The following is a 23645-nucleotide window of genomic DNA, read 5'->3' on the forward strand; positions in this document are numbered from 1 at the left end:
CATCCATCCGATAACGCCTCCAAGAGAACCGGCGCCGCCGCCAAGACCAAAGTCCCGCTGGCCGCCGCCGATGAACAGGCTTCTACGGGCCCACAGCCCAACCGTCAACGGCCAAATGACGGGGAAACGAAATTTTCGCGACGAAAGCGTCATCCCGCCTCACACGGCCCTGGAAACGTAGCGAAACAGGGCTGCAAGCCGGCTGCTCAGTCCAATCTGTCTTCAGCACGCACCTCTCTCAGCGTCCTTGGTCATCCTTCTGGACAGACAGGGGAGGGGCGCGACGCCGTTCGGGTTTGACACCGGCGCGGGGGCCGTCGACACCGCCGGTGACGCTCCTGCCGGCCCCCCGCTGCAGGGTGCCGTCGGACGCCGACCTGGAACGAAAGAGGCCAACCTTGACGGAGCAATCCGGCGCCGCCCGCATCCCGATTGCGCCAGCGGACAGGGGACCCGATGATCAAGCCGATGCGGACCCACGCGTCACCGCACTGCTTGCCCGAATCGCATCCTTCGCCGACGCCCCCACGCCGAATGGCGACCGCTTCGATTGTCGGGGCATCGACCTGCGGGGTCTCGGTCTCGGCCGTTCGCTCGATCCGGGTCGAGCCGGTTCCGGCGTAATGCCGGCGTGGTGGGATGGGCAGCAGAACGGGCTTCGCCTCGCTAACGTGGATCTGCACGAGGCCACCCTCGAGGAAACGGACCTGGGCGGCGCGAACCTGACGGGCGCGAACCTTTCCGGTGCTCTCGGGCGCTCCGCCCGCTTCGATGGAGCCGTACTGGAGGAAGCCGATCTCGGCGGCGCCGATCTCAGCGGCGCCCACTTCACCGCAATGGCCGGAGGCGAGGCCAATTTCGACGAGGCCATGCTGGAGGACGCCCGTTTCGGCCAGGCTTCCATGCGTTTCGCCAAGCTGCGTCGCGCGCTCCTGGACGGCGCCGATTTCACCGGCGCCGACCTGTGGGGGGCCGACCTCACGGGTGCGGATGCGGATTACACGGTGTTTCGCGGCACCCGCCTCGATGAAGCCAAGCTCGGCAACGTCAACCTCACCTACGCGGATTTCGAGGGCGCCAGCCTGAAGAAGGCCAATCTCGCCGGATCGCGCCTGCAGGGCGCCAACTTCACCGGGGTCAAGCTCGACGGGGCGATCCTCGACGGCGCCGATTTCTCCGAGACCAGCCTGGTACGGCTCAACCTCTCCACCTGTTCCCTGCGCCACGTGCGCTTCGCCGGAGCCTGGCTCAACGGCACGCGGATGCGGGCCGAGCAGCTCGGCGGGGCCGTGGGCGAGGAGATCGCCGGCGAGTACAAGGCCGCGCAGGCGAGCTACCTAGCCCTGGAACAGAACTTCAAGAGCATCGGCGCCCAGGACGAGGCGAGCTGGGCCTACAAGCGCGGGCGCCGCATGGGCCGGTTTCACGCGGGCACCGAAGCGCGGGCAGCCTGGCGGTCCCGCTCGGGCCGGGATCTGGCGCGGCACGGCTACCAGTGGGTCGCCGACCGCTTCGTCGAGTGGCTGTGCGATTACGGCGAGAGCCTGTCGCGGATCGCGCGGGCCTTCGTCCTCGTCATCGGCCTGTTCGCCGTGCTCTACGGCGTCGCCGGCGGCCTGATCCGCGAGGGCGGCGACGGCAGCCCGACCTACAACGTCCTCGATCTCGTGAGCTACAGCGCCCTCAACATGATGACGGCCAACCCACCCGAGATCGGCATCAAGCCCATCGGACGCTTCACCAACCTCCTGGTGGGCATCGAGGGCGCTGCGGGCATCATCCTCATGGGACTGTTCGGCTTCATCCTCGGCAACCGCCTCCGGCGCTGACGCGTTCGGCGAGCACCGGATTCGCCGGGTTCCCCGCGGCACCGACCCCTTCCCCAATCTCCAGCCCAGGCGGCCCGATGACCCTAGCCTCCCCTCCGCGTTCCGCCGGTGGCCGGCGCGAGACGCGCCTGCTCGGCGGCCTGCCGGGCTCCCCCCTCGCCCTGGTGCTCATCGGCATCGCCGTGGCGGCGGGGATCGCGAACTATTGGGTGGGTGAGGCACGCCGGACGGAAGGCACGCGCCAGCACGCGGTGCTGACCCTGAGCGATCGCCTGCTCGCCAACATGGTCGAACTCGAAACCGGCATGCGTGGCTACATGCTGTTCGGGTCCGAGGAATACCTCGAGCCGTACCAGGCCGCCCAGGACACCGTCGGCGGGCAACTCGACGCCATCGAGTCTCTGACCAAGGATTCCTCTGGCCCAGGTCCCGGGCGCCTGCGCACCTTCGTGGAGGCCAAGCGCGCCTTCGCCGCCCGCGTCATCGCGGTGCGGCGGGCCGAAGGCTACGATCCGGCCGTGGTGCTGGCGCGGACCGGCGAGGGCAAGCGCACCATGGACGGGGTCCGGGCGGCGGCGAAAGCCCTGCAGGACCATGCCAATGCGAGTCTGGAGCGGATCGAGGGCCAGGACCGGACCTGGTCGCTGGTGCTCCTCCTCGTCTCCATCGCCTCGGCGCTGGCGGCCGTCGGCCTCCTCGGTCGCCTCGCCCTCGTGCGCCGGCGTGAGGAACAGCGCACGGCCGCCCTCCTCGACGGGGTGTTCGCGAATGCCCCCGTCGGCCTCGGCTTCCTCGACCGGGACTTGCGCATCCGTCACATGAACCGGGCGCTCGCCACCATGAACGAGCGCGGATTCGGAGCCGATCTCGGCGCGCCGATCTGGGCCATGCTGCCGACCCTGCAGGAGCAGCTGACCCCCAAGCTCCGGGCCGCCCGGGACGAAGGCCTCGTCACCACCAACGTCGATGTCGCCGTCCCGACCCCGAGCGCTCCGCGTGGGGTGCGCCACTTCCTGATGAGCTTCTACCCCCTTCGCGACAGCACCGGCGCGGGCGGCGCACAGGCCGATGGCGTCGGCCTCGTCGTGTCCGACGAAACCCTGCGCAAGCTGTCCGAGGAGCGCATGCGCCACAGCGAGGAGCGCTTCCGGTCACTGACCGAGGCCACCAGCGCGATCGTCTGGACGACGACGCCCGAGGGTGGCTTCGAGGTGACACCCTCGGAATGGACCCGTTTCACCGGTCAGACACCGCAGGCGGCCGCCGGGGCCGGGTGGCTGGAGGCGATCCACCCGGATGACCGGGCACGCACCAACGCGACGTGGATCAAGGCGGTGGACAGCCTTTCCCCCTACGAGATCGAGCATCGCATCCGCCGCCACGACGGCATCTGGCGGATCATGTCCGCCCGCGCCGTCCCGATCCTCGAGGAGAACGGCAGCATCCGCGAATGGGTGGGCACCCATTCCGACGTCACCGCGCGCAAGGAGGCCGAACTGGCGCTGGCCGCCGCCAAGGAGGCGGCGGAGGAGGCCAACCGGGCAAAGAGCCAGTTCCTCGCCAACATGAGCCACGAGTTGCGCACGCCGCTCTCCGCAGTGATCGGTTATTCGGAGATGCTGCAGGAGGAGATGGAGGATCTCGGCGAGGAGAGCCTCCTCGTCGACATGCGCAAGATCGAGGCGAACGCGCGACACCTCCTCGGGCTCATCAACGATGTCCTCGACCTGTCGAAGATCGAGGCCGAGCGGATGGAGATTTACGCCGAGACCTTCTCCGTCGCCGAGATCGTTCGGGATGTCGCCGCCACCGTGGAGACCCTCGTCGACAAGAAGGGCAACACTCTCGCGATCGAGGTCGCCGACGACCTCGGCGAAGCGCATACGGACCAGACCAAGCTGCGTCAGTGCCTCATCAACCTCCTAAGCAACGCGGCCAAGTTCACCGAGGGCGGCCAGATCACCCTGTCGGCCACGCGGAGCGAGGCGAGCGGGAGCGGGTGGCTCAACTTCCATGTCATCGATACGGGCATCGGCATGACGCCCGAGCAGCAGGCCAAGCTGTTCCAGCGCTTTACCCAGGCGGACGCCTCGACGACGCGGCGCTTCGGTGGCACCGGCCTCGGCCTCGCCATCACCCGCGCCTTCGCCGACATGCTCGGTGGCGCCATCGAGGTGACGAGCCAGGAGGGTGTCGGCACCACTTTCACCCTCCGGGTCCCGGCCGACTACGTCAGCACCTCGCCTCTGGAGGCCATCGGGCACGACGGCCCGCATGCGAGTCACCGCCTGCCCATGCCCGATGTCGCCTCGGGCAGCCACGTTCTCATCATCGACGACGACCCCTCGACGCGGGACCTCCTCGCACGCTTCCTCGAGCGCGATGGTTTCAGCGTGACGACGGCGAGCGACGGGCGCGAGGGCGTCGAACGGGCGCGAACCCTGCGGCCCCGGGTCATTCTCCTCGACGTGACCATGCCGCGCATGGACGGCTGGTCGGTGCTGCGCACCCTGCGGGCCGACCCGGAGCTCGGGGCCACGCCGATCATCATGGTGACCGTCCTCGACGAGCAGAACCTCGCCTTCTCGCTCGGGGCCACGGACTATCTTCAGAAGCCCATCGAGTGGACTCAGCTGAAGACCGCCATGGAGCGGTTCAAACCTTCGGAGAACGAGGGACCGGTGCTCATCATCGACGACGATCCCGATGCCCGCGAGCGGATGTCCGCGATGCTGATCCGCGAGGGCTGGCGGGTCGCCTCGGCAGAGAACGGCATCGCCGGACTCGAGGCGACGGCGGCCAAGAAGCCTTGCCTCATCCTCCTCGACCTGATGATGCCCGAGATGGACGGTTTCGGGTTCCTCAGGGCCCTGCGCGGCAAAGCGGAATGGCGCGACATTCCCGTGGTGGTGCTCACCGCCAAGGACGTGACCGCGGAGGACCGTCGTCGCCTGGCGGGTCAGGCCGACCGGGTGCTCCAGAAGGGCCGCCTCAGCCTCAGCGATCTCTCGGAATCGCTTCGCTCGCTGGTGGCGCCGGGGGCCTGAGCACGGTGCGTGCCGGGTGATCGCTCCGCCCACCGGACGACGTCATAGAACGCGCCTACGACAGGCGGCGCATCCGGTGCGACGGATGCGCCGCCTGTCGTAGCGTGAAGACCGACCTCGGAACCGTGCCTTCGCGGCGCGGCCGCGAGCGCCAGCCGCATCCGCCGCTGTGAGGCGTCACGCAGCCACGGACGGTCCGAGCAGGTGTGGGATCGCATGGGTGGGGGCGGGCGCGGCCTCGATGGGATCGGGACGGCGCTCGGAGAATCGCAGCGCCGCGTCGAGCGCCCCGTTCAGCGAAGTGACCAGCACGTCGGCCGAGATCGTGCGGCGGAGCCGGTCGAGGGAGGCGGGATCGCGCTCGCGCCAGAAGCCGACCAGAACCTTCACGCCGGGAATCGCCTGCCGCGCTTGGCGGACGTTGAGCCGGATCTGCGAGAGGCTCACCGGCTCGAGGTAGGAGAAGCACACCATGGCGATGCCGCCGACGATTTCGGGCCGCTCGCCCTGGCGCAGGGCCGCCATGGACATGACCTGCGCGGCCAATCCGTGCTGGCCCAGAATCTGGCTCAGCATCAGGGTGGCGGCCTCGTCGAACGGACCACGGCTCGACACGCACAGGACGGGGCAGGGACCGCGCCAGCCCGGCGCGAGATCGGCTTGAGCCCGCACGATGGCAGCCACCTGGCGATCGGGGCCGACGGCCGCGACGGCCGCCGAGGCCTCGGTGTTGCCGGTCTTCGCGCGGCCGCTCTTGGCTCGGCGCACGGGCCGGGTGCCGAGACGCGTCACCACGGTGCGCAGCGACGTCCCGACCTCGCCCTGACGTTCGCGGTCCAGGGCCCCCCGCGCGAGATCCTCCTGCGCCAGGAGGAGGCCGGCGAGCACCACCTCGTCGTAATAGGTCACGAGGGCGCGCGCCTTGAGGAACAGTTCGCCCTGATCGATGGCCTCGGCCGGATCGCCCGCCAGCATGCGCTGGTAGAAGATCTCCGGCGGCGACAGGGCGGGCTGATCGCCCAGGATCACATCGAGGAACCACAGGCGCTCGATGTGGCGGCCCAGCACCACGAGACACACGGTGATCGGGGTGGCGAGGACGAGGCCGATGGGCCCCCACAGGAAGGCCCAGAGCGTCGCGGCGAGGATGACCGCGATGGGCGAGAGCCCGGTCGAATGACCGTAGAGCAGCGGTTCGATGACGTGGCCGGCGATGGGCTCGACCACGACGAACAGAACCGCCGTGGCGATCACCATGGTCCAGCCCGGGTCCACCGCCGCCGCCACCACGAGGGGCAGCAGGGCACTGATGGCAGCCCCGACATAGGGTACGAATCGCATGATGGCGGCGAGCACGCCGAACAGGATCGGGTTGGGCACGCCGATCCACCACAGGCCGAGGCCGATGACGAACCCGAAGGCGATGTTGAGGCAGAGCTGGGCGAGGAAGAACCGGCTGAGACGGCTAACGGCGTCGTCGATGGCGGCCGTGGTCCGCCGCAGGTCGCCCGAGCCCGCGAGCCGGATGGCGCGGTTGCGCAGGTCCTCGCGCTGCAGGAGGATGAAGATCGTGAAGATCAGAATCAGTCCGGTGGTGGCGAGCGGGTGCAGGATGGGGGCCGCAAAAGCCCCGAGGGTGCCCAAAAACCCAACCTTGGCCGCCGCGATCTGCACGTGGAGCGGACGGTCGAGGCTGCCGTTGCTGCCCTGGGTGACGGCGTCCTTCAGCTCGGGCTGAAGCTGCGCGCCGATGTCCTGCACCATGTCGATCACCCGGGTGAGGGTGCCGCTTCCGGCGGTCGCTTCCTTTAGGGAGGCGATCTTGTCGCGCATGGTCAGCTGATAGCGCGGCAGGTCGGCGGCGAGTTGCGCCGCCTCGTTGGCAATGAGCAGCGCGATGCCGAGCAACGCTCCGAAGGCGGCGATCACCACCAGCATCACCGCCAGGGCCCGCGGCACGCGAACGCGCCGCAGCAGGCGAACGGCCGGGACGAGGACGAAACTGAGCAGGATGGCCAGTGTCACCGGCACGAAGATGTCCCGGCCGAAATACAGGGCCGCCGCGATGGTGATGACGAGCAGGCATGACGCCAGGGTCGTGAAGACCGGCATCGCCTGCCGGAGCAGGCGGGCGGTGATGGGATCGTCGCTCATGGGTACGCTATGGTCTCGTCAAGGGGGGAGAGCGACGGGAGGATGCCGGGCAGGCTCAGGCGGCGACGGGCGCTTGCGGACCGACGGCGGCGTTGATCTGCGTCAGGAGCTTCGAGAAATCGACGGGCTTGGGGTGGTAGTCGTTACAGCCCGCCTGGATCGCCTTGTCGCGGTCGCCCGACATGGCATGCGCCGTCAGCGCGATGATCGGAATGCCCTGCGTGTCGCTGCCGGATTTCAGGACGCGGGCGGCCGACCAACCGTCGAGGATCGGCAGGTTCATGTCGAGGAGGATCACGTCGGGCCGGGCCGTGCGAGCCTGTTGCACGCCGGCCTCGCCGTCATGGGCGAGGATGACTTCGTACCCGCGGCGCTTCAGCCGACGGGACAGGAAGTCCCAGATTTCCTCATGGTCTTCCACCAACAAGATCTTGGCCATCATCCGCTCCCCTGAATGTCCCTTCGAACGGTCCCTCGCGCCGGTCGGCGCGAAACGGCTCCGCCTGCCCATGTCCGCAAGGACCGGGCCTTCCATCGCCGCATTCGAGCCGGCGCGCGGGGAGGAGCCCCGGTCAGATCACCGGTAACCCCGCACGCCTGTGCCGCCACGAACGCAGGCCCTCGTCGCCGGCCGGACCACGCCTTGCCGACGCCGCCCGACCCTTCACCGTGCTGTGAACGCACAAGTCGCACGAACGGTCCCACCCCGCGCGCGGATCGGGCGAACGAGACGGTGACGCTTCAGCGCCGGACGGTCGCGGCGGGCTGAGGTCCCGGCAGCAGGCCGCTGTCCTGCATCACGATCAGGCCGAGCATCGCCGCCAGCAGCGTCGCCAGGGAGGCGAGGCGCCCAAGATGGCGCCGCCAGACCATCATGACAACGAAGACGACCAACAGAGCCAGGAGAAGCACGAAGGTGAGCATCGGAGCAGGCTCGGAACAAGAGGTGAGGGAAGCGAGGCCGGCCCGCGCCGCCGGTTCGATGGACACCCTCCGCCGGAGAGCCCGAGCGGTCATGTCCTGTCGATGACGGGCTGTCACGTCCGAATCGTCACGGACTCCGCCCGGCGGAGCAGGGTGGCGCTCGAATGCGAACAGCGCCCGATCGAATTTCAACCCGGGACGGAGAGCGTCCGCGCCACCGCGCCCGCGAGGCCGGCAGCCTGATTGCGGATGTCGGGTACGGCCGTGCACTCCCACAGCACGCCACGCAGGAGCGGACCGACCACCCAGAGGGGACCAGCCTGCACCGAACCGCGGGCCGCGAGGTCGGCGGACGCGTCGAGGCCGATCCCGAACGGTCCCGGCCGGACCAGCCCACGCTCCATCAATCGGCGAATCAACGCATCGTCGGTCTCCGCCACGCGTCCGATGCCGGTGGCGTCGAGGATGCACTGGACGGCGAGGGGCTCGTCCTCGGCCGCTCCGCGCGGACGCAGGGTCACGATGGCCTCGGCCGCCGTGTCGGTGATGGAGCGGATCCGCCCGGCCCGCACCACCAGGGTGCCGCGGGCGATCTCGTCGGCGATGGCCTCGGCGGCCGGCGGCGCCGCGCGGTGCCGGTGGATGTCCCAGAACGGACGCAGGTGGCGCAGGAAGCGGGCCTGCTCGGAGGCGGGCAGATCGCGCCACACGGTATCGGTGACCGGCCGCAGGGCGTCGATCACTCCGCGCCAGCCGAGGCCCGCCGCTCCCGCCCGCTCGATCTCGCGCCGGATGCGGGCGGCGAGGGCGGATACCGTGTTCACGCCGGTGAGATCCGGCATCGGCCACGGCTGGACGGGCGCATGGGCGCTGGGGAGAAGGCCCCGCCGGGACAGGGCGACGATCCGTCCGGGAAACCCGTGCCGCCGCAGGGCCGCCACGGCGTCCACCATGGTCAGGCCCGTGCCGACGATGAGGACCGTTCGATCCGGGTGCAGGCGGCCGAAGCTCTCGGGCGCCCATGGGTCGGCCTGGTGGCGACTGCGCGGCGCCCCCGGCGCGCCGAGGTTGCCCATGGCGAGGACGGCGCCGGCAATGGGGTAGGACGCGCCGCCCTCCGTGCGGAGGGTGAAACCGCCGGGTGCCGGCTCGAGGTCGGTCACGGCATCGTTGACGAGGTCGAGGCGGGGCGGCCCGTCGCCCCCCGTCACCGCACGGGTGAGGAGATCGGTGAGGTAGCGTCCGTAGAGGCCGCGTGCCGCGAAGGTGCCGCCGGGCGTGACGCGGATGCCGGAGGCTTCGTCGCCGTCGAAGGTCGATTGGGCGAGCCAATCGGAGAAGTGCTCGGGCTGGTCGGGAAAGGCGCTCATGTTCGCCGCCCGGACGTTGAGGAGGTGATCCGGGTTGCCGGTGGCGTAGGCCCGCCCCCGACCGAAGGTGCCCGCGCGCTCGCACAGGAGCACGCGCCGCTGAGGCTCCAGGCGCGCCAGGAGCTGGATCGCGCTCATGGTGCCGCTGAAGCCCGCGCCGATCACGGCGATGGGACGCGGGGACTCCCTCGATGTCATCCGTTCTTTCCAGCTCCACTGACCGGCCGCCAGACTAGGGATGTCCTTTAAAACGAACAAGGCCGGCGGGCGAATTTTGGAAGTCCCCCGCGAAACGGTGGCTTCGCACACGATAGCGCACATTCGCCGCACGATCGAAGGGGCGAAACATTCCTTAAAACGAACGCTGGAGTCCCGCGAACCGAGCATTCCCGACGGCTTGGCCGCCCTACCAAACGGCAGGGCCTTCCGGTAGCCTCGGGTACGATGCGAAGGCGAGGGACGCATGAACGGGACGCGGCTCCATCCCGGTTACCCGGCACCGGCGGCGGTGCTGGAGCTGCTCAAGCCGGTGACGTGGTTCCCACCCATGTGGGCCTTCGGCTGCGGCGTGGTCGCCTCGGGCGTGCCGCTGGCCGGCCATTGGGGCGTGGCGCTGACAGGCCTCCTCCTCGCCGGTCCCCTGGTCTGCGCCACGAGTCAGGCGGTCAACGACTGGTTCGACCGGGAGGTCGATGCCATCAACGAACCGCACCGACCCATCCCCTCGGGCCGCATCCCCGGCCGCTGGGGCCTCGCGATCGCGTGGGCCTGGACCGGCCTCTCGCTCGCCGTGGCAGCCGGTCTCGGGCTTTGGGTCTTCCTCGCGGCCGTCCTCGGTCTGGCCCTGGCCTGGGCCTACAGCGCGCCGCCCCCGCGGCTGAAGCGGAACGGCTGGTGGGGCAACGCCGCCTGTGGGCTCTGCTACGAGGGCTTGGCCTGGGTGACGGGGCATGCGGCGATGCTGGGCGGCGCCCTGCCGCCGGCCACCTCCCTGATCCTGGCCGCCCTCTACAGCGCCGGCGCCCACGGCATCATGACCCTCAACGACTTCAAGTCCGTCGCGGGTGACCGACAGATGGGCATCCGCTCCCTGCCGGCGAGCCTCGGGCCGGACCGCGCCGCGCATGTGGCGTGCTGGGTCATGGCCGTCCCCCAGGGAGCGGTCATCGGCCTCCTGCTGTCATGGGGCCGGCCCGTCGAAGCGGGCATCGTCGCGGCGCTCCTGGCCGGACAGGTCGCGATGATGCGTCACTTCCTCGCCAGCCCGACGGAGCGGGCGCTCTGGTACAGCGGCTTCGGCGTGCCCCTCTACGTGTTCGGCATGCTGGCGAGCGCCTTCGCGGCGCGCGCCCTGACGTAACGGAGCGGCCCGGTCTCACGCCCGCCGCACGGACCGGCGCGGGAGGCGTCCCCGGCGCAACGATCGTGATCCGCCGACCATTGTGGAATGACATCGGGCCGCCGTCCACAACCGGGAGGCCCCCGGGCGACGCACGAACCCTTGTCGCCCTCGCGGAAGTCGGCAAGGCTACGCGCGGGACGAGCCGTTGATGCGCGTTCCCAACAGAACCGAGCAACAGAACAGCTCAAGAGAGCCGGCGGGGATCGACGCGGACGCGATGCGGGACACCAGCGAAGCGAGCGCCGGGAGCGCCGGCCCTGGACGCAGGTCGACCGGCGCCGGCCATGCTTTGGTCCGTTTGATGCTTGGCGAGCCGACCCGGGTCCATCCGGGCCTCATCGGGCGTTCTCTCACTGCCATCACCGCCTCGCTCGCCCTGTCCCCCCGCGTCACGCGCGCCCCTCGCGCGATTCGGGGGCCTGAGCGTGCGAGACCATCCGGCGGCCCGCTCGATGGCGCCGCGACAGCCCCGCCCACAAGGAAGACGATGCGATGAACTACAACTGGAACTGGGGCATCTTCTTCGAAGCGTCGCCCGAGGGCACCGGCACCTACGCGGACATGCTGCTGTCGGGGCTGGCGTGGACCATCGTCACGGCGCTCTGCTCCTGGGTCATCGCGTTTCTCCTCGGATCCCTCGTCGGCGTGATGCGGACCTTGCCGAACCGGGCCGCCAACGCCGTGGGCACGGCCTATGTCGAGCTGTTCCGCAACATCCCCCTGCTGGTTCAGATGTTCCTCTGGTACTTCGTCCTCCCCGAGGTGCTGCCAGAACAATGGGGCTCCTGGCTCAAGCAGCTCCCCAACGCACCCTTCTACACCGCCGTGCTGTGTCTCGGCTTCTTCACCGCCTCGCGCGTCGCCGAGCAGGTCCGCGCCGGCATCCAGTCCCTGCCACGGGGCCAGAAGATGGCCGGCACGGCCTTGGGCCTGACCGTGGGGCAGACCTACCGCTACGTACTGCTGCCCAACGCCTACCGCATCATCCTGCCGCCCCTGACGTCCGAATTCCTCAACAATCTCAAGAACACCTCCGTGGCCTTGACCATCGGCCTGCTGGAGCTCACGGCGCGTGCCCGCGCCATGCAGGAATTCTCGTTCCAGGTGTTCGAGGCCTTCACCGCCGCCACGATCCTCTACGTGCTCATCAACGTCGGAGTGATCTTCATCTCGTCCTGGATCGAGCGCCGCGTCGCCGTCCCGGGCAGCCGCTGAGGGTGCAATCCTCGCCTTCGCCCCATCAGAGGTAGCCTCCCATGCTCGCGAATTTCGATTTCTCCGTCATCACCAACTCGCTGCCCTACCTGTTCTTCGAGGGGATGCGCTTCACCCTGACCCTGACGGCGCTGGCCGCCGTCGGCGGCATCGTGCTCGGCACCTTCATCGCGATGATGCGGCTCTCGGGGCTTCCGGTGATCCCCCTGGTCGCCAAGGGCTACGTCAACCTGTTCCGGTCCCTGCCCCTCGTGCTGGTGATCTTCTGGTTCTACTTCCTGGTGCCGTATCTCGGCCAATGGGTGACGGGTGCAGACCGTCCGATGACGGTGGGGGCCTTCACCTCCTCACTGGTGACCTTCACCCTGTTCGAGGCGGCGTACTTCTCCGAGATCATGCGCGCGGGCATCCAGTCGATCCCCAAGGGTCAGGCGGCCGCCGCTTCGGCGCTCGGCATGACCTACTGGACCTCCATGCGGACGGTGATCCTGCCCCAGGTCTTCCGCAACATGACCCCGATCCTGCTCACCCAGACCATCGTGCTGTTCCAGGATACGTCGCTCGTCTACGTGCTCTCGATCACCGACTTCCTCGGGGCCGCCTCGAAGATCGCCCAGCGCGATGGGCGCCTGGTGGAAATGTATCTGTTCGCGGCGGTCGTCTACTTCGCGGTGTGCTTCGCGGCCTCCCTGGCGGTGCGCCACCTGCAGAAGAAGATCGCCATCATCCGCTGATCGCCCGCCCCTCAACGCCTTCCATCGAGGATCGCCCCATGCGCGCCCCCCTGAATACTTCGTCGGCTCCTTCCGTCGGCACCGGCCCGATGATCACCATGACCAACGTCAGCAAGTGGTACGGGGACTTCAAGGTCCTGACCGACTGCACCACCGCGGTGAACAAGGGCGAGGTCGTCGTCGTCTGCGGGCCGTCCGGCTCGGGCAAATCAACCCTGATCAAGTGCGTCAACGCCCTGGAGCCGTTCCAGGAGGGGCAGGTGGTGGTGGACGGCACGCCCGTGCGCGACAAGCGCACGAACCTGCCCAAGCTCCGCGCCCGGGTCGGCATGGTGTTCCAGCACTTCGAGCTGTTCCCGCACCTCTCCATCGCCGAGAACCTCACCCTGGCCCAGGTCATGGTGCTCGGGCGCGACCGGGGCGCCGCCCTCGACAGCGGCATGGTGCTCCTCGACCGCGTCGGCCTGTCCGCCCACGCCAAGAAGTTCCCCGGCCAGCTCTCCGGCGGGCAGCAGCAGCGCGTGGCCATCGCCCGAGCGCTCGCCATGAACCCCATCGTCATGCTGTTCGACGAGCCCACATCGGCCCTCGATCCCGAGATGGTCGGCGAGGTTCTCGACGTCATGGTCCAGCTCGCCCGCGAGGGCATGACCATGATGTGCGTGACCCACGAGATGGGATTCGCCCGAAAGGTCGCCAATCGGGTGATCTTCATGGACAAGGGCGAGATCGTCGAGGACGCCACCAAGGACGACTTCTTCGGCAACGCCCGCTCGGAGCGCGCGCAGAACTTCCTCTCCAAGATCCTTCAGCACTGAAGGATCCCTCGGCACGGAATCCTGCAGAACCGAGTACAGCCACGGCGGACGGCCGGCCTTGACCGGAGCCGCGTTCTGAGGCCGGACTTCGATGGATGCGCCGGCGCGGGGCCGGCGGTCGGTCGAGTGGACCGCATGGGTAGACGAGCGCTTCTCCCTTGGGCCGGTCTCGCCCTCGCGGCAGGCCTTCTGGCGGGCACCGGCGCGGAGCTCCTGCCACGGGCCCACCTCGCGTGGCGGCTCCTGCGGGCGGCCGAAGATCCGCCCGCCCTGGCGCGCCTGCGCCTCGACCCCGTGGCGACGCCCGAGCGCGTAGCCGGCGAGATCGACGCCGCCCTGGCAGCGCAGGACGACAGCCTTGCCCAGAGCTTTCTCGAGCTCGCCGATGCGCGCGGGATTCCCGTCGATGCCACGCGGCGAACCCAAGTCGCCGCCTTGCAGCAGGTCGCCCCCTTGCGCACGGCACGGGCCTTTGCCGAGGGGGCCCTCACGGGGCAAGCGGACAGCGGGGTCGGCCTCGCCGGCGCCTTCGCGGCGGATCTGACCGGCCTCGGCGACCTGCGCGACCTCGCACGCGAAGGAGGGCACCTCGTGCGCGACGAACCCTACGATTCGGTTCTGCTCGGGCTGGCGAGCGTCGGGCTGGCGGCGACGGCCGCGACCTATGCGGGCGGCCTCGGTGCCGTCGTCCGGGGCGGTGCGACCCTGCTGAAGACGGCCCACCGTTCGGGGCGCCTCTCGCGTCCCCTCGCGGCGAGCCTCGGCCGATTGGCCCGGGAGAGCGTCGATCCGGCCGCAATGCGATCCATGGCGGTGGCCGCCGGCCGTTTCGATCTCGTCGCCGCCCGCACCGCTGCGCGCAACGGCATCCGCACGGGGGCCGTCACCGAACTGACGGCGCTCGGCGGTCGGGCCTACGCCCTGCAGACCCGGCTCGGAACGCGTGGTGTGTTTCAGGTCCTGTCGCTGGCGCGCTCTCCGGCCGAGGTCGGCCGCGCGGTGCGCCTGGCGGAGGGAATGGGCCCCGCGACGCGGGCCGTCCTCAAGCTCCTCGACCGCGCGGCTCTGGTGATCGGGGCCGTGCTCATGGAACTGGTGCGGACCGTGTGGCTGGCGCTGGGATGGTGTTGGGGGCTCGCCCTGTTCTGCCGCCGTTTGGGATTTCTGATCGGGCGCCTGATCTGGCCGAAGCCGCGGCGCGGACGCATAAACGCCGCAAGGTCTCTACCCATCGCAGCGGTCGCATCCGCCTGATCGGCCGGAGCGATCCACAATCATCGGTTTTCGCGAAAGACGCGGTCAGCGCAAAGCGGCCACCTGCATGTCGACGGACTGGGGCGCATCGGCCGCGAAGGTTCCGGCCGACGGTCCCTCGGCAACGTAGATCCGGCTCACCACCAACAACACGGCCAGCGCCCAGAACACGAGGGCGGCACGGCGTGTCTCGCCGTAGCCTCTCTGCTCAGCGCTCGGCTCCGCGCGCGGGCACACCGACGCCATCGGCTCACCGAAGGGGTCGAAGGCGGGCTGGCGCAGATCTCGAAGGTCGCTCATAGGGAGAATGTCGCGGCTCGAACCTCGCGGATCAATGGATGCGTTTTTCGAACTTGTGCGATTTCAGAGGGGCTTCTTCTCCTCTCACCACCGAGCGGGGAAGTTCCTTCCGGTCCGGCGGCAATCGCGCTTCAGACGTCCGCCTCGATGTCTGACCAGCTCCATCGAGCAGGCCCGAAAGGCGAGGCGGGGCCGACCGCTCTTCTTCCGGGCCTCCTCGTGTGCCTGGCGATCACGGGCGTCGCCAGGCTGCTGCAGGCCGGCGAGGAACACGTCTTCGAGCATCCCTATGTCGAGGCCCTGGTCATGGCGATCCTCCTCGGCATCGCCGTACGCAGCGTCTGGCAGCCGGGCGACCGCTTCCGCCGGGGCATCGCCTTCAGCGCCAAGCAGGTGCTCGAAGTGGCGGTCACCCTGCTCGGCGCTTCCCTCAGCCTCGGGGCCATCGTCGCCTCGGGGCCGGCCCTGCTCACCGGCATCGTCGGCACGGTGGTGGTGACCATCGGCGCCAGCTACGCCATCTGCCGCCTCCTCGCCCTGCCGGCGCGGATGGCGATCCTGGTCGCCTGCGGCAACGCCATCTGCGGCAACTCCGCAATCGCGGCGGTGGCGCCCGTCATCGGCGCCGATGGCGAGGACGTGGCCGCCTCGATCGCCTTCACCGCCGTCCTCGGCGTCCTCATGGTGCTGGGCCTGCCCCTGTTCGTCCCCCTCGTCGGCCTCTCGGAGAATCAGTACGGGGTGCTCGCCGGCCTGACGGTCTACGCCGTTCCGCAGGTCCTGGCCGCGACGGTGCCGGTGGGGCTGCTCAGCACCCAGGTCGGTACCCTGGTCAAGCTCGTGCGTGTGCTCATGCTCGGGCCCGTGGTGGTCGCGTGCTCGCTGATCGCCCGCTTCCTGCCCGTGGACGGTTCGACCGCCGCCCCACGGCCGGCCACCCTGCGCCTGACCCAGCTCGTGCCGTGGTTCATCCTCGGCTTCCTCGTGCTCGCGTCGCTGCGGTCCCTCGGGCTGATCCCGGACGCCCTGGTCGGACCGCTGAAGCATCTGGCCGGTCTCCTCACCATCGTGTCGATGGCGGCGCTGGGCCTCGGCGTCGACGTCCGGGTTCTCGCCCGCGTCGGCGGCCGGGTCACCGCCGCGGTGACCGGCTCGCTCCTCGTCCTGATCGCGACGAGCCTCGTCCTCATCAAGGTCCTGGGCATCGCCTGATCCGATCCCGGCTCAGGCCGTTCCAACCTCCGCCTTGGCCTTCGCCTGGTCGGTCTCGGATTCCCCCGCGACCGCGCCCAGCAGGCTGTCGATGGCGTGGCCGCCGCCCGTGAAGCCGGCCTCGCCCAGCAGGGTCTTCAGGATCGGCGCGTTGAACTGGTAGCGCATGAGCTGGCCGGAGAGGTTCTCCCCGAAGCCGGCCGCGCCCCGGCCCGCCCCCTCACCGCCCATCATCCCGCCGGCGTCGAAGATCCGGATCGACTCGATCTTCTCCACGGCCTTCATGCTCTCGCGCAGGGCCTCGGGGACGATGGCGATGCGCTTGAGGCTGGCTTCGAAGTCCCGGGCTTCCGGCGACAGGGCGTTGCGTGCTTCGTTCATCACGCGCTCGCGCTCGGCATCGGCCGCGCCGAGCTTGGTGATCGCCTCGGCCTTCGAGGCCGCCGCCGTCGCTTCGGCCTCCGCCAGGGTGGTGATCGCCATCGCCCGGTCCTCGGCCGCCTTGCGCTCGGCCTCGGCGTTGACCGTGATGGCGGTGGCGGCCTTCTCGGCCTCCTTCTTCGCCGCGATCACCGTGACCTGGCGCTCGCGCTCGGCGATCTCGATGGATTTGGCGGTGGCGACCTTCTCCTCGGCGGACACGGCCAGCGCCTCGGCCTCCTTCGCCCGCGCCTGAGCCTCCGACTGCGCCTTGGAGCGCTCGGCGACCCGGATGGCGTTCTCCTGGATCACGAGCTGCCGGTCGCGCTCGGCCTCGGCGGTGCGGGTAGCGATGGCGAGATCGGATTCGATCCGGGCCGTCTCGGCCGCCCGGCGAGCCTCGGCCTCGCGCAGCTTCACCGCCTGCTCCCGCTCGATGCGGGCGGTCTCTTCGCTCTGCTGGGCCGCCTGCTCCGCCTTGGCCTGCTCGGCCCGGGTCTCGGCGGTACGGTTGGCGATGTCGCGGGCCTGGGCGAGCTGGGCCTCCTGTGTCTCCTTGGTGATGGTGAGCTGCTTCAGGGCCGTCTCGCGGTCCTTCTCGGCGACGTTGACCTCGGCTTCGCGGACGATCTTGTTGCGCTCCTGGCGCCGATCCTCGGTGATCTTCTTGAGGACGGTCAGGCCTTCGGCGTCGAAGGAATTGTCGGGGTTGAAGAACTCGATGGAGGTCTGGTCGAGGCGGGTGAGGGAGGCGGATTCGAGCTCGAGCCCGTTGTGGCGCAGGTCGCCCGACACGGCCTCCTGCACGCCCTTCACGAATTCCGAGCGCTTCTCCTGCAGGTCGGGCAGGGTCATGCCGGCGGCGACCGAGCGCAGGGCATCGACGAACTTCGCCTCGACGAGCTCGCTGAGCTTGCGCGCGTCGTTGGTGCGGTCGCCCAGCGTCTGGGCGGCGAGCGCGATGGAATCCTCCTTGGGCTCCACGCGCACGTAGAACTCGACGGTGATGTCGGCCCGCAGGCGGTCCTTGGTGATGAGCGAGGCCGCGCCGTCGCGCTTCACCTCGATGCGCAGGGTGTTGAGGTTCACCATGGCGATGGAGTGGAACACCGGCAGCAGCACCGCGCCGCCGTCGACCACGACCCTGCGGCCACCGAGCCCCGTGCGGACGAAGGCGGTGTCGCGCGTCGTCCGGCGGTAGAGCCGCCCGAACACGAACCCGATGCCCAGGAGGGCGACGACGACCGTGCCGACGAGCACGGCGATGTTCACGAGATCCATGGGACGAAAGCCCTTCAGTGGGAGGCGGTGAGATCGAGGGCGGCGGGGACGGCGACGAAGACGCCGCCGGCATGCTCCACCAGGAGCACGTGCGTGCCCTGCGGGATCGCGGGGCGGTCGGGCGCCGCGCGCGCCCTCAGGGAATGGGAGTTGCCGTGCCCGTCCCGAACCCGGACCTGTCCGGGCGCGCCCTGATCGAGGGGGCCGAGGGTCACTTCGGCGATCCGGCCGACGAAGTGATCCTCGTCCACGGCGTAGGTCTCGTCGCGCGGGATCAGCCGGGCGATGGTGCGGGTGGACGCCCGCAGGGTCGGGACCGTGAGGCCGAGGGCGGCGACGGCCGCGAGGGCGGCGGGCAGGGGCGCCAGGACCGCGTCCGATACCGCCTGGATCGCGAAGCCGAAGACCGTGAAGGCGGCGAGCGCCACGATGAGCAGGATAAGGAAGGGCACCCGGCCGATATTGATCCAGGACAGCCAAGTGGTGGGCGAACCGAGATGGTGGGACTCGGCTCCGAGCCCGTGCCCGCCCTCGATCTCGAACCACTGATCGACGAGGCCCGAGACGGAGTGGCCGATCACGAGGGCGACGGCCTCGACGGCGACGAGGCCGGCCATGATCCCGCCCACGACCGTGAACGGAACCAGGTGGGGGTCGGTCAACGCCATCATGACGGGAGGGTCCGGCGGATCGCGAGGAGCCGCTTGTCGATCTCGCTCGACCGCTGGAGGCGGTCGAGTTCGTCGAGATCGTCGGAGGCCGGGGCGGAGGGCAGGCCGGTGAGCCGGTCGATGGCCCGGAGGGGGCCGTCGAGGCCGCGGCGGGGCTTGCGCTCCTCGCTGCCGTAGCCCTTGAGGTCGCCCGCCTCGGGACTGGGCCGGCGCAGGAGCGCAACCCGGTGCTCGGCGTCGCGCCGGGCCGCGTTGGCGGCGTCGAAGGCGCTCTGGGCCGTCGCCATCCGCTCGGCGACGTCCTGCAGGGACGCGTCGAGGGCGCCGATCTGGGTTTCGAGATCGATCTGCCGGGCGATCCCGGCGCGCGCGGCATCCTCCCGGTCGTGCTGGAGGGCGGTGGCGATCTTCGCCGCGAGGCCCGCCACCTCCGCGGCGAGCTGGCCCCGGCGCTGCTCGATCCGGAACGCCTCGGCCTGGATGCGGCCGAGATCGGTGCGGGCCTCGGCGATGACCTCGTCGATCTCGCGCAGGGCCTGATCGGCGACGCCCTGCGGGTCACGGTTCTCGAGCCGATCGAGGGCGGCGTTCGACGCACCGGCGATGATGCGCCCGACCCGGGTCAGGATGGTCTCGGTCATGGTTGTCTGCTCCTCGATCGGTGCGTGCAGGGCGACGCCGGCATGGAGGGTGAGCGTCTCGCCCACGATGATCAGCCGTGCGGCTGAGACCTCGCGCCAGGGGCCGTCGTAGCCCTCGACGCGGTAGGACAGGGTGCGGCGGCCCGCGAGGGTGAGGATGCTGACCTGCGACGGGCCTTTGACGGAGAACAGCTTCTCGTCGAGGGGGATCGCATCGACGCCGTCGGGACTGTCGCCGAGGTGCTGGGCGTAGTCGCGGATTCCGAGGGTCACGAACCGCGACGGCAGGCCCGTCTCGGCGCGCACCTGCTGATAGGCCAGCTCCGTGAGGATCACGACATTGGCGCGCAGCCGATGCCGAGCGCGAATTTCGTCGAGGATGACGAGCATCCGCCGGTAGGCCGCGAGCAGGTCGTGGAAGGCCGCGACGTCGCCGGCCCCGGGCAGGAGGCGGTAGACGATTCGCGACGGAAGCGTACCGGATCTGGCCATGCAGAGAAGGTAAAACACCGATCCGGTGTTTTCAAGGGAATGGGCGCCTTCGACCTGCGCAGACCGATCCTCGTCCCCGGCCGTGCGTCCAGAGCGGCGACCGGTTCGGTCGACCCCGACCGAGTCGAAGCCTGCATCTTGACCGGGATCGCGCCCACGACAACGCTCGCAGAAGTAGAATTTTGCAAGGCCCTTGAACCCGCCCCCCGAACATCGACACGATGGCCGTTCGGGACGCCGGCGTCCGCCGGCGCGCCGGGGTGGACGAAGTTTTGCTTGCGGGCTGGCCCATGGATCTCAACGGCGTCACATCCGTCATCACCCCGGGACCAGCCGACGCGCTGCCCGACTGGCAGGCCGGCGATGCGTGGCTGGCGGGTGGAACCTGGCTGTTCTCGCAGCCGCAACCGCAGCTCGGCCGGCTGATCGACCTCGCCGGCCTGGGCTGGCCGACGCACGCGGTCTCGGACAGCGGCCTGACCCTGTCGGCGACGGGCACCATCGCGGAGCTCGACCGGCTGGACCTGCCGCCGGCCTGGGTCGCCTCGCCCCTCATCGGGCAGTGCTGCCGGGCGCTGCTCGGCTCGTTCAAGATCTGGAACACGGCGACCGTCGGCGGCAACCTCTGCATGGCCCTGCCGGCCGGGCCGATGATCGCCCTGACGGCCGCCCTCGACGGCGTCTGCACCATCCGTATGCGAGGCGGGGGCGAGCGGCACCTCGCCGTCCCCGACTTCGTCCTCGGCCCCGAGCGGACGGCGCTGCAACCGGGCGAACTCCTGCGCAGCGTCGCCCTGCCGGTGGCGGCCCTGTGCCGGCGGACCGCGTTCCGACGCATCTCCCTGAGCCCGAACGGCCGCTCCGGCGCGCTGCTGATCGGGACGCGGGACGGCGCGGGGGCGTTCGTCCTGACCGTGACGGCGGCGACGCGCCGCCCGGTGCGGATCGCGTTCGACGCCGTGCCCGATGCGCAGGCCCTGCGGGAGCGGATCCTGGCGGCGATCCGCGACCCGGACTGGTACGACGACGTCCACGGCACGCCGGATTGGCGGCGTCACGTCTCCCTCTTCCTCGCAGAAGACATCCGGCAGGAGTTGACCCGATGATCCTGACCGTCAACGGGCAGGCGCAGGACGCCGCGCCGCGGCCCGGCCAGTGCCTGCGGACCCTTCTGCGGGAGCTCGGCTGGTTCGGGGTCAAGAAGGGCTGCGATGCGGGCGATTGCGGCGCCTGCACCGTGCATCTCGACGGCGAGCCGGTGCATTCCTGCCTCCTGCCCGCCTTCAGGGCCGAGGGACGCGCCGTCACCACCATCGAGGGCCTCGGCGGCCCCTGCGCCCCCGGCGGCGGACCGGCCGCGCGCACCCACCCCATGCAGGACGCCTTCCTGGATGCGCAGGGCTTCCAATGCGGCTTCTGCACGCCCGGGATAATCATGACGGCGGCGGCCCTGGACCAGGGCCAGCGGCAGGATCTCGGCACGGCCCTGAAGGGCAACCTCTGCCGCTGCACCGGCTACCGCGCAATCCGCGACGCCGTGGCGGGCGTTCCTCATGCCGAGGCCCCCGGCGCCTGCGCGGACCCCGTCGGACGCAACCTTCCCGCACCGGCGAGCCGCGGCGTCGTCTCGGGGACGGCCGCCTACACCCTCGACGTCGCGGTACCGAGGGTGCTGCACCTGAAGGTCTTGCGCTCGCCCCACGCCCATGCGCGCATCCTGCGGATCGACCGGCACGCGGCGCTGGCCGTTCCGGGCGTGGTGGCGGTTTTCACCCACGCGGACGTGCCGCCGCGCCGGTTCTCGACGGGCCGGCACGAGAACCCGGCCGACGACGCGCCCGACACCCTGATCCTCGATCCCGTCCTGCGCTTCGTCGGCCAGCGGGTGGCCGCCGTGGTGGCCGAGACCGAGGCCGCGGCGGAGGCCGGCGTCCAGGCCCTCGTCGTCACCTACGAGACGCGGCCGGCCCTCCTCGATCCGGACGCGGCGCTCCGCCCGGACGCCCCCCTGGTGCACGATCCGAGAGACCGCGATCCGCCGCCCCCGTGGGCGGACGCACCGCCGCTCCTGCCCCATCCGAACCTCGCGGCCGAGGCCCACGGTGCCATCGGCGACGTCGAGTCGGGGTTCGCGCAAGCCGACCTGATCCACGAGGCGGAGTACGTCTCCCAGCGCGTGCAGCACGCGCATCTGGAGACCCACGGTGCCGTGGGCTGGATCGACGCGGATGGCCGGCTCGTGCTGCGCTCCTCGACGCAGGTGCCGTTCCTGACCCGGGATGCCCTCTGCGCCCTGTTCGACCTCGACCGGGCCGCGGTCCGCGTCCTGTGCGGCCGGGTCGGCGGAGGCTTCGGCGGCAAGCAGGAGATGCTGACCGAGGACCTCGTCGCCCTGGCGATCCTCAGGACCGGACGGCCGGTGCAGTGGGAGCTGACCCGCGAGGAGCAGTTCACCGCCGCCACTACGCGCCATCCCATGCGGGTGCGGGTGCGGATGGGCGCCCGGGCCGACGGCACCCTGACGGCGATCCAGCTGACGGTGCTGTCCAACACCGGCTCCTATGCCAACCATGCCGGCGGCGTGCTGCATCACGGCTGCAACGAGAGCATCGCCGCCTACAACTGCCCGAACAAGCGGGTGGACGGCTACAGCGTCTACACGAACACCCTGCCGGCGGGCGCGTTTCGCGGCTACGGCCTCAGCCAGACGATCTTCGCCATGGAATCGGCCGTGGACGAATTGGCGCGCGGGCTCGGCCTCGATCCCTTCGCCATGCGCCGCCGCAACGCCGTGCGGCCGGGCGACCCGATGGTTTCCACCAGCCTCGAGCCCCACGACGTCGCGTACGGCTCCTACGGCCTCGACCAGTGCCTCGACCTCGCTCAGGCCGCCCTCGCCGAAGCCGCCCTCGCGGAGGATCCGGGCGCCCGCCCGCCGGGGTCGGACTGGTGCGTCGGCGAGGGCATGGCCATGGCGATGATCGATACGATTCCGCCGCGCGGCCACTTCGCCCACGCGCGGATCCGCCTCGACGGGGACGGCTACGCCCTGGCGGTGGGCACGGCCGAATTCGGCAACGGCACCAGCACGGTCCACGCCCAGATCGCCGCGCAGGCCCTCGCCACCACGCCCGACCGCATCCGCCTGATCCAGGCCGACACCGACGCCGTCCTCCACGACACCGGCGCCTACGGAAGCACCGGGATCGTGGTGTCGGGTCAGGCGAATCTTCGCGCGGCGACGGCCCTGGCCGACGCCCTCGTGCAGGCGGCCGCCGCCCGGATGGGCGTCGCCCCGGAGCACTGCCGCCTGGCGGGCGAATGCGTGGAGACGCCCGCCGGCCCGGTTCCGCTCACCGCCCTCGCGCCCCTGGAGGCGCGGGCCGAGGCCGACGGCAGTCCGCGCTCGGTGGCCTTCAACGTCCAGGCGTTCCGCGTCGCCGTGCACCCGATGAGCGGCGAGGTGCGGATTCTCGCGAGCATCCAGGCCGTGGATGCCGGCGTGGTGATCAACCCGATGCAGTGCCGCGGCCAGGTCGAGGGCGGGGTGGCGCAGGCGCTGGGCGCGGCGCTCTACGAGGATTACCGCCTCGACCACGAAGGCAGCGTCCTCACGCGGACGTTCCGCAACTACCACATCCCGGCCTGCGCCGACGTACCCGACACCCGGGTGCTGTTCGCCGAGACCCACGACCGCATCGGGCCGCTCGGCGCCAAGTCCATGAGCGAATCGCCCTACAACCCCGTCGCCCCGGCGCTGGCCAACGCGATTCGCGACGCGACGGGCGCGCGCCTCACCGCGACGCCGTTCGCGCCGGACCGGATCTTTCGTCAGGTGATGGCGGCGGTCGCGGAGCGGGAGCGCGCCGCACCGTGATGCC

The 23645-nt window shown here is 70.3% G+C and carries 18 protein-coding genes; 10 read left to right on the forward strand and 8 right to left on the reverse strand.

Translation table 11 applies throughout. The features are described from left to right. The first annotated feature begins 431 nt into the window (after window positions 1-431). Window positions 432-1829 (forward strand): pentapeptide repeat-containing protein, encoded by a 1398-nt coding sequence (locus ASF52_RS03625; protein ID WP_056168092.1) that lies wholly within the window; start codon window positions 432-434, stop codon window positions 1827-1829. A 77-nt stretch (window positions 1830-1906) separates the two neighbouring features. Then, entirely contained in the window at window positions 1907-4876 is a 2970-nt protein-coding gene (locus tag ASF52_RS03630; protein WP_056167795.1) for a response regulator, read from the forward strand. A gap of 177 nt (window positions 4877-5053) precedes the next feature. Here ASF52_RS03630 and ASF52_RS03635 read toward each other — a convergent pair whose 3' ends face one another. From ASF52_RS03635 to ASF52_RS03650, 4 genes are all read right to left on the reverse strand, one after another. After that, window positions 5054-7030, reverse strand: coding sequence for an AI-2E family transporter (locus tag ASF52_RS03635; RefSeq protein ID WP_056167797.1), 1977 nt, complete (start codon window positions 7028-7030; stop codon window positions 5054-5056). Window positions 7031-7085: 55 nt separating this feature from the next. After that, complete coding sequence (locus tag ASF52_RS03640) at window positions 7086-7469, reverse strand: response regulator (RefSeq protein ID WP_056168094.1); 384 nt, start codon at window positions 7467-7469, stop codon at window positions 7086-7088. A gap of 302 nt (window positions 7470-7771) precedes the next feature. After that, window positions 7772-7954, reverse strand: a complete 183-nt coding sequence (locus tag ASF52_RS03645) for a hypothetical protein (protein WP_056167800.1) — start codon at window positions 7952-7954, stop codon at window positions 7772-7774. Between the two features lie 188 nt (window positions 7955-8142). Then, window positions 8143-9522, reverse strand: coding sequence for an FAD/NAD(P)-binding protein (locus ASF52_RS03650; protein ID WP_056167805.1), 1380 nt, complete (start codon window positions 9520-9522; stop codon window positions 8143-8145). 265 nt (window positions 9523-9787) lie between these two features. On the opposite strand from ASF52_RS03650, the gene chlG reads away from it, so the two are divergent. From chlG to ASF52_RS03675, 5 genes are all read left to right on the forward strand, one after another. Next, window positions 9788-10684, forward strand: coding sequence for a chlorophyll synthase ChlG (gene chlG, locus ASF52_RS03655; protein WP_056167807.1), 897 nt, complete (start codon window positions 9788-9790; stop codon window positions 10682-10684). Between the two features lie 534 nt (window positions 10685-11218). Then, on the forward strand, window positions 11219-11941 hold the full coding sequence (locus ASF52_RS03660) for an amino acid ABC transporter permease (protein WP_056167810.1): 723 nt from the start codon (window positions 11219-11221) through the stop codon (window positions 11939-11941). A gap of 41 nt (window positions 11942-11982) precedes the next feature. Continuing rightward, a complete protein-coding gene (locus ASF52_RS03665) occupies window positions 11983-12675 on the forward strand; it encodes an amino acid ABC transporter permease (protein WP_056167813.1) in 693 nt (230 codons plus the stop codon). Between the two features lie 89 nt (window positions 12676-12764). Next, entirely contained in the window at window positions 12765-13493 is a 729-nt protein-coding gene (locus ASF52_RS03670) for an amino acid ABC transporter ATP-binding protein (RefSeq protein ID WP_056168099.1), read from the forward strand. Window positions 13494-13628: 135 nt separating this feature from the next. Continuing rightward, the gene (locus ASF52_RS03675) at window positions 13629-14747 is read left to right on the forward strand and encodes a hypothetical protein (protein WP_056167816.1); all 1119 of its coding nucleotides are present in this window, start codon (window positions 13629-13631) and stop codon (window positions 14745-14747) included. 45 nt (window positions 14748-14792) lie between these two features. Here ASF52_RS03675 and ASF52_RS03680 read toward each other — a convergent pair whose 3' ends face one another. Beyond that, on the reverse strand, window positions 14793-15047 hold the full coding sequence (locus tag ASF52_RS03680; RefSeq protein ID WP_056167821.1) for a hypothetical protein: 255 nt from the start codon (window positions 15045-15047) through the stop codon (window positions 14793-14795). A 147-nt stretch (window positions 15048-15194) separates the two neighbouring features. Between ASF52_RS03680 and ASF52_RS03685 the strand changes: the two genes are divergently transcribed. Further along, window positions 15195-16259, forward strand: coding sequence for a YeiH family protein (locus ASF52_RS03685; protein ID WP_056167824.1), 1065 nt, complete (start codon window positions 15195-15197; stop codon window positions 16257-16259). Between the two features lie 12 nt (window positions 16260-16271). Here the strand turns inward: ASF52_RS03685 and ASF52_RS03690 are convergent, their stop codons facing one another. The 3 genes from ASF52_RS03690 to ASF52_RS03700 are packed head-to-tail and all read right to left on the reverse strand — an operon-like array spanning window position 16272 to window position 19764. Then, the gene (locus ASF52_RS03690; protein WP_056167828.1) at window positions 16272-17960 is read right to left on the reverse strand and encodes a flotillin family protein; all 1689 of its coding nucleotides are present in this window, start codon (window positions 17958-17960) and stop codon (window positions 16272-16274) included. A 14-nt stretch (window positions 17961-17974) separates the two neighbouring features. Beyond that, window positions 17975-18631 (reverse strand): OB-fold-containig protein, encoded by a 657-nt coding sequence (locus tag ASF52_RS03695; protein WP_056167831.1) that lies wholly within the window; start codon window positions 18629-18631, stop codon window positions 17975-17977. Beyond that, entirely contained in the window at window positions 18628-19764 is a 1137-nt protein-coding gene (locus tag ASF52_RS03700) for a PspA/IM30 family protein (protein WP_056167834.1), read from the reverse strand. Before ASF52_RS03700 ends, ASF52_RS03695 begins: the two co-directional genes overlap by 4 nt. Window positions 19765-20054: 290 nt before the next feature. Between ASF52_RS03700 and ASF52_RS03705 the strand changes: the two genes are divergently transcribed. Both ASF52_RS03705 and ASF52_RS03710 read left to right on the forward strand, forming a co-directional pair. Next, window positions 20055-20870: an FAD binding domain-containing protein gene (locus tag ASF52_RS03705; protein WP_056167836.1), complete on the forward strand. Its 816-nt coding sequence runs from the start codon at window positions 20055-20057 to the stop codon at window positions 20868-20870. Further along, the gene (locus tag ASF52_RS03710) at window positions 20867-23641 is read left to right on the forward strand and encodes a molybdopterin-dependent oxidoreductase (protein ID WP_056167839.1); all 2775 of its coding nucleotides are present in this window, start codon (window positions 20867-20869) and stop codon (window positions 23639-23641) included. The genes ASF52_RS03705 and ASF52_RS03710 overlap by 4 nt, the downstream gene beginning before the upstream one ends. Window positions 23642-23645 lie beyond the last annotated feature (4 nt).

The sequence above is a fragment of the Methylobacterium sp. Leaf112 genome (assembly GCF_001423295.1).
Taxonomy (GTDB): Bacteria; Pseudomonadota; Alphaproteobacteria; order Rhizobiales; family Beijerinckiaceae; genus Methylobacterium.

Bases quoted from the DNA above. Each gene is read 5' to 3' on its own strand.
- ASF52_RS03665 (WP_056167813.1), top strand. From the start codon at position 11,983: ATGCTCGCGAATTTCGATTTCTCCGTCATCACCAACTCGCTGCCCTAC.
- ASF52_RS03660 (WP_056167810.1), top strand. From the start codon at position 11,219: ATGAACTACAACTGGAACTGGGGCATCTTCTTCGAAGCGTCGCCCGAG.
- ASF52_RS03700 (WP_056167834.1), bottom strand. From the start codon at position 19,764: ATGGCCAGATCCGGTACGCTTCCGTCGCGAATCGTCTACCGCCTCCTG.
- ASF52_RS03680 (WP_056167821.1), bottom strand. From the start codon at position 15,047: ATGAGCGACCTTCGAGATCTGCGCCAGCCCGCCTTCGACCCCTTCGGT.
- ASF52_RS03640 (WP_056168094.1), bottom strand. From the start codon at position 7,469: ATGGCCAAGATCTTGTTGGTGGAAGACCATGAGGAAATCTGGGACTTC.
- ASF52_RS03705 (WP_056167836.1), top strand. From the start codon at position 20,055: ATGGATCTCAACGGCGTCACATCCGTCATCACCCCGGGACCAGCCGAC.
- ASF52_RS03695 (WP_056167831.1), bottom strand. From the start codon at position 18,631: ATGATGGCGTTGACCGACCCCCACCTGGTTCCGTTCACGGTCGTGGGC.
- ASF52_RS03710 (WP_056167839.1), top strand. From the start codon at position 20,867: ATGATCCTGACCGTCAACGGGCAGGCGCAGGACGCCGCGCCGCGGCCC.
- chlG (WP_056167807.1), top strand. From the start codon at position 9,788: ATGAACGGGACGCGGCTCCATCCCGGTTACCCGGCACCGGCGGCGGTG.
- ASF52_RS03635 (WP_056167797.1), bottom strand. From the start codon at position 7,030: ATGAGCGACGATCCCATCACCGCCCGCCTGCTCCGGCAGGCGATGCCG.
- ASF52_RS03675 (WP_056167816.1), top strand. From the start codon at position 13,629: ATGGGTAGACGAGCGCTTCTCCCTTGGGCCGGTCTCGCCCTCGCGGCA.
- ASF52_RS03645 (WP_056167800.1), bottom strand. From the start codon at position 7,954: ATGCTCACCTTCGTGCTTCTCCTGGCTCTGTTGGTCGTCTTCGTTGTC.
- ASF52_RS03650 (WP_056167805.1), bottom strand. From the start codon at position 9,522: ATGACATCGAGGGAGTCCCCGCGTCCCATCGCCGTGATCGGCGCGGGC.
- ASF52_RS03685 (WP_056167824.1), top strand. From the start codon at position 15,195: ATGTCTGACCAGCTCCATCGAGCAGGCCCGAAAGGCGAGGCGGGGCCG.
- ASF52_RS03630 (WP_056167795.1), top strand. From the start codon at position 1,907: ATGACCCTAGCCTCCCCTCCGCGTTCCGCCGGTGGCCGGCGCGAGACG.
- ASF52_RS03670 (WP_056168099.1), top strand. From the start codon at position 12,765: ATGATCACCATGACCAACGTCAGCAAGTGGTACGGGGACTTCAAGGTC.
- ASF52_RS03690 (WP_056167828.1), bottom strand. From the start codon at position 17,960: ATGGATCTCGTGAACATCGCCGTGCTCGTCGGCACGGTCGTCGTCGCC.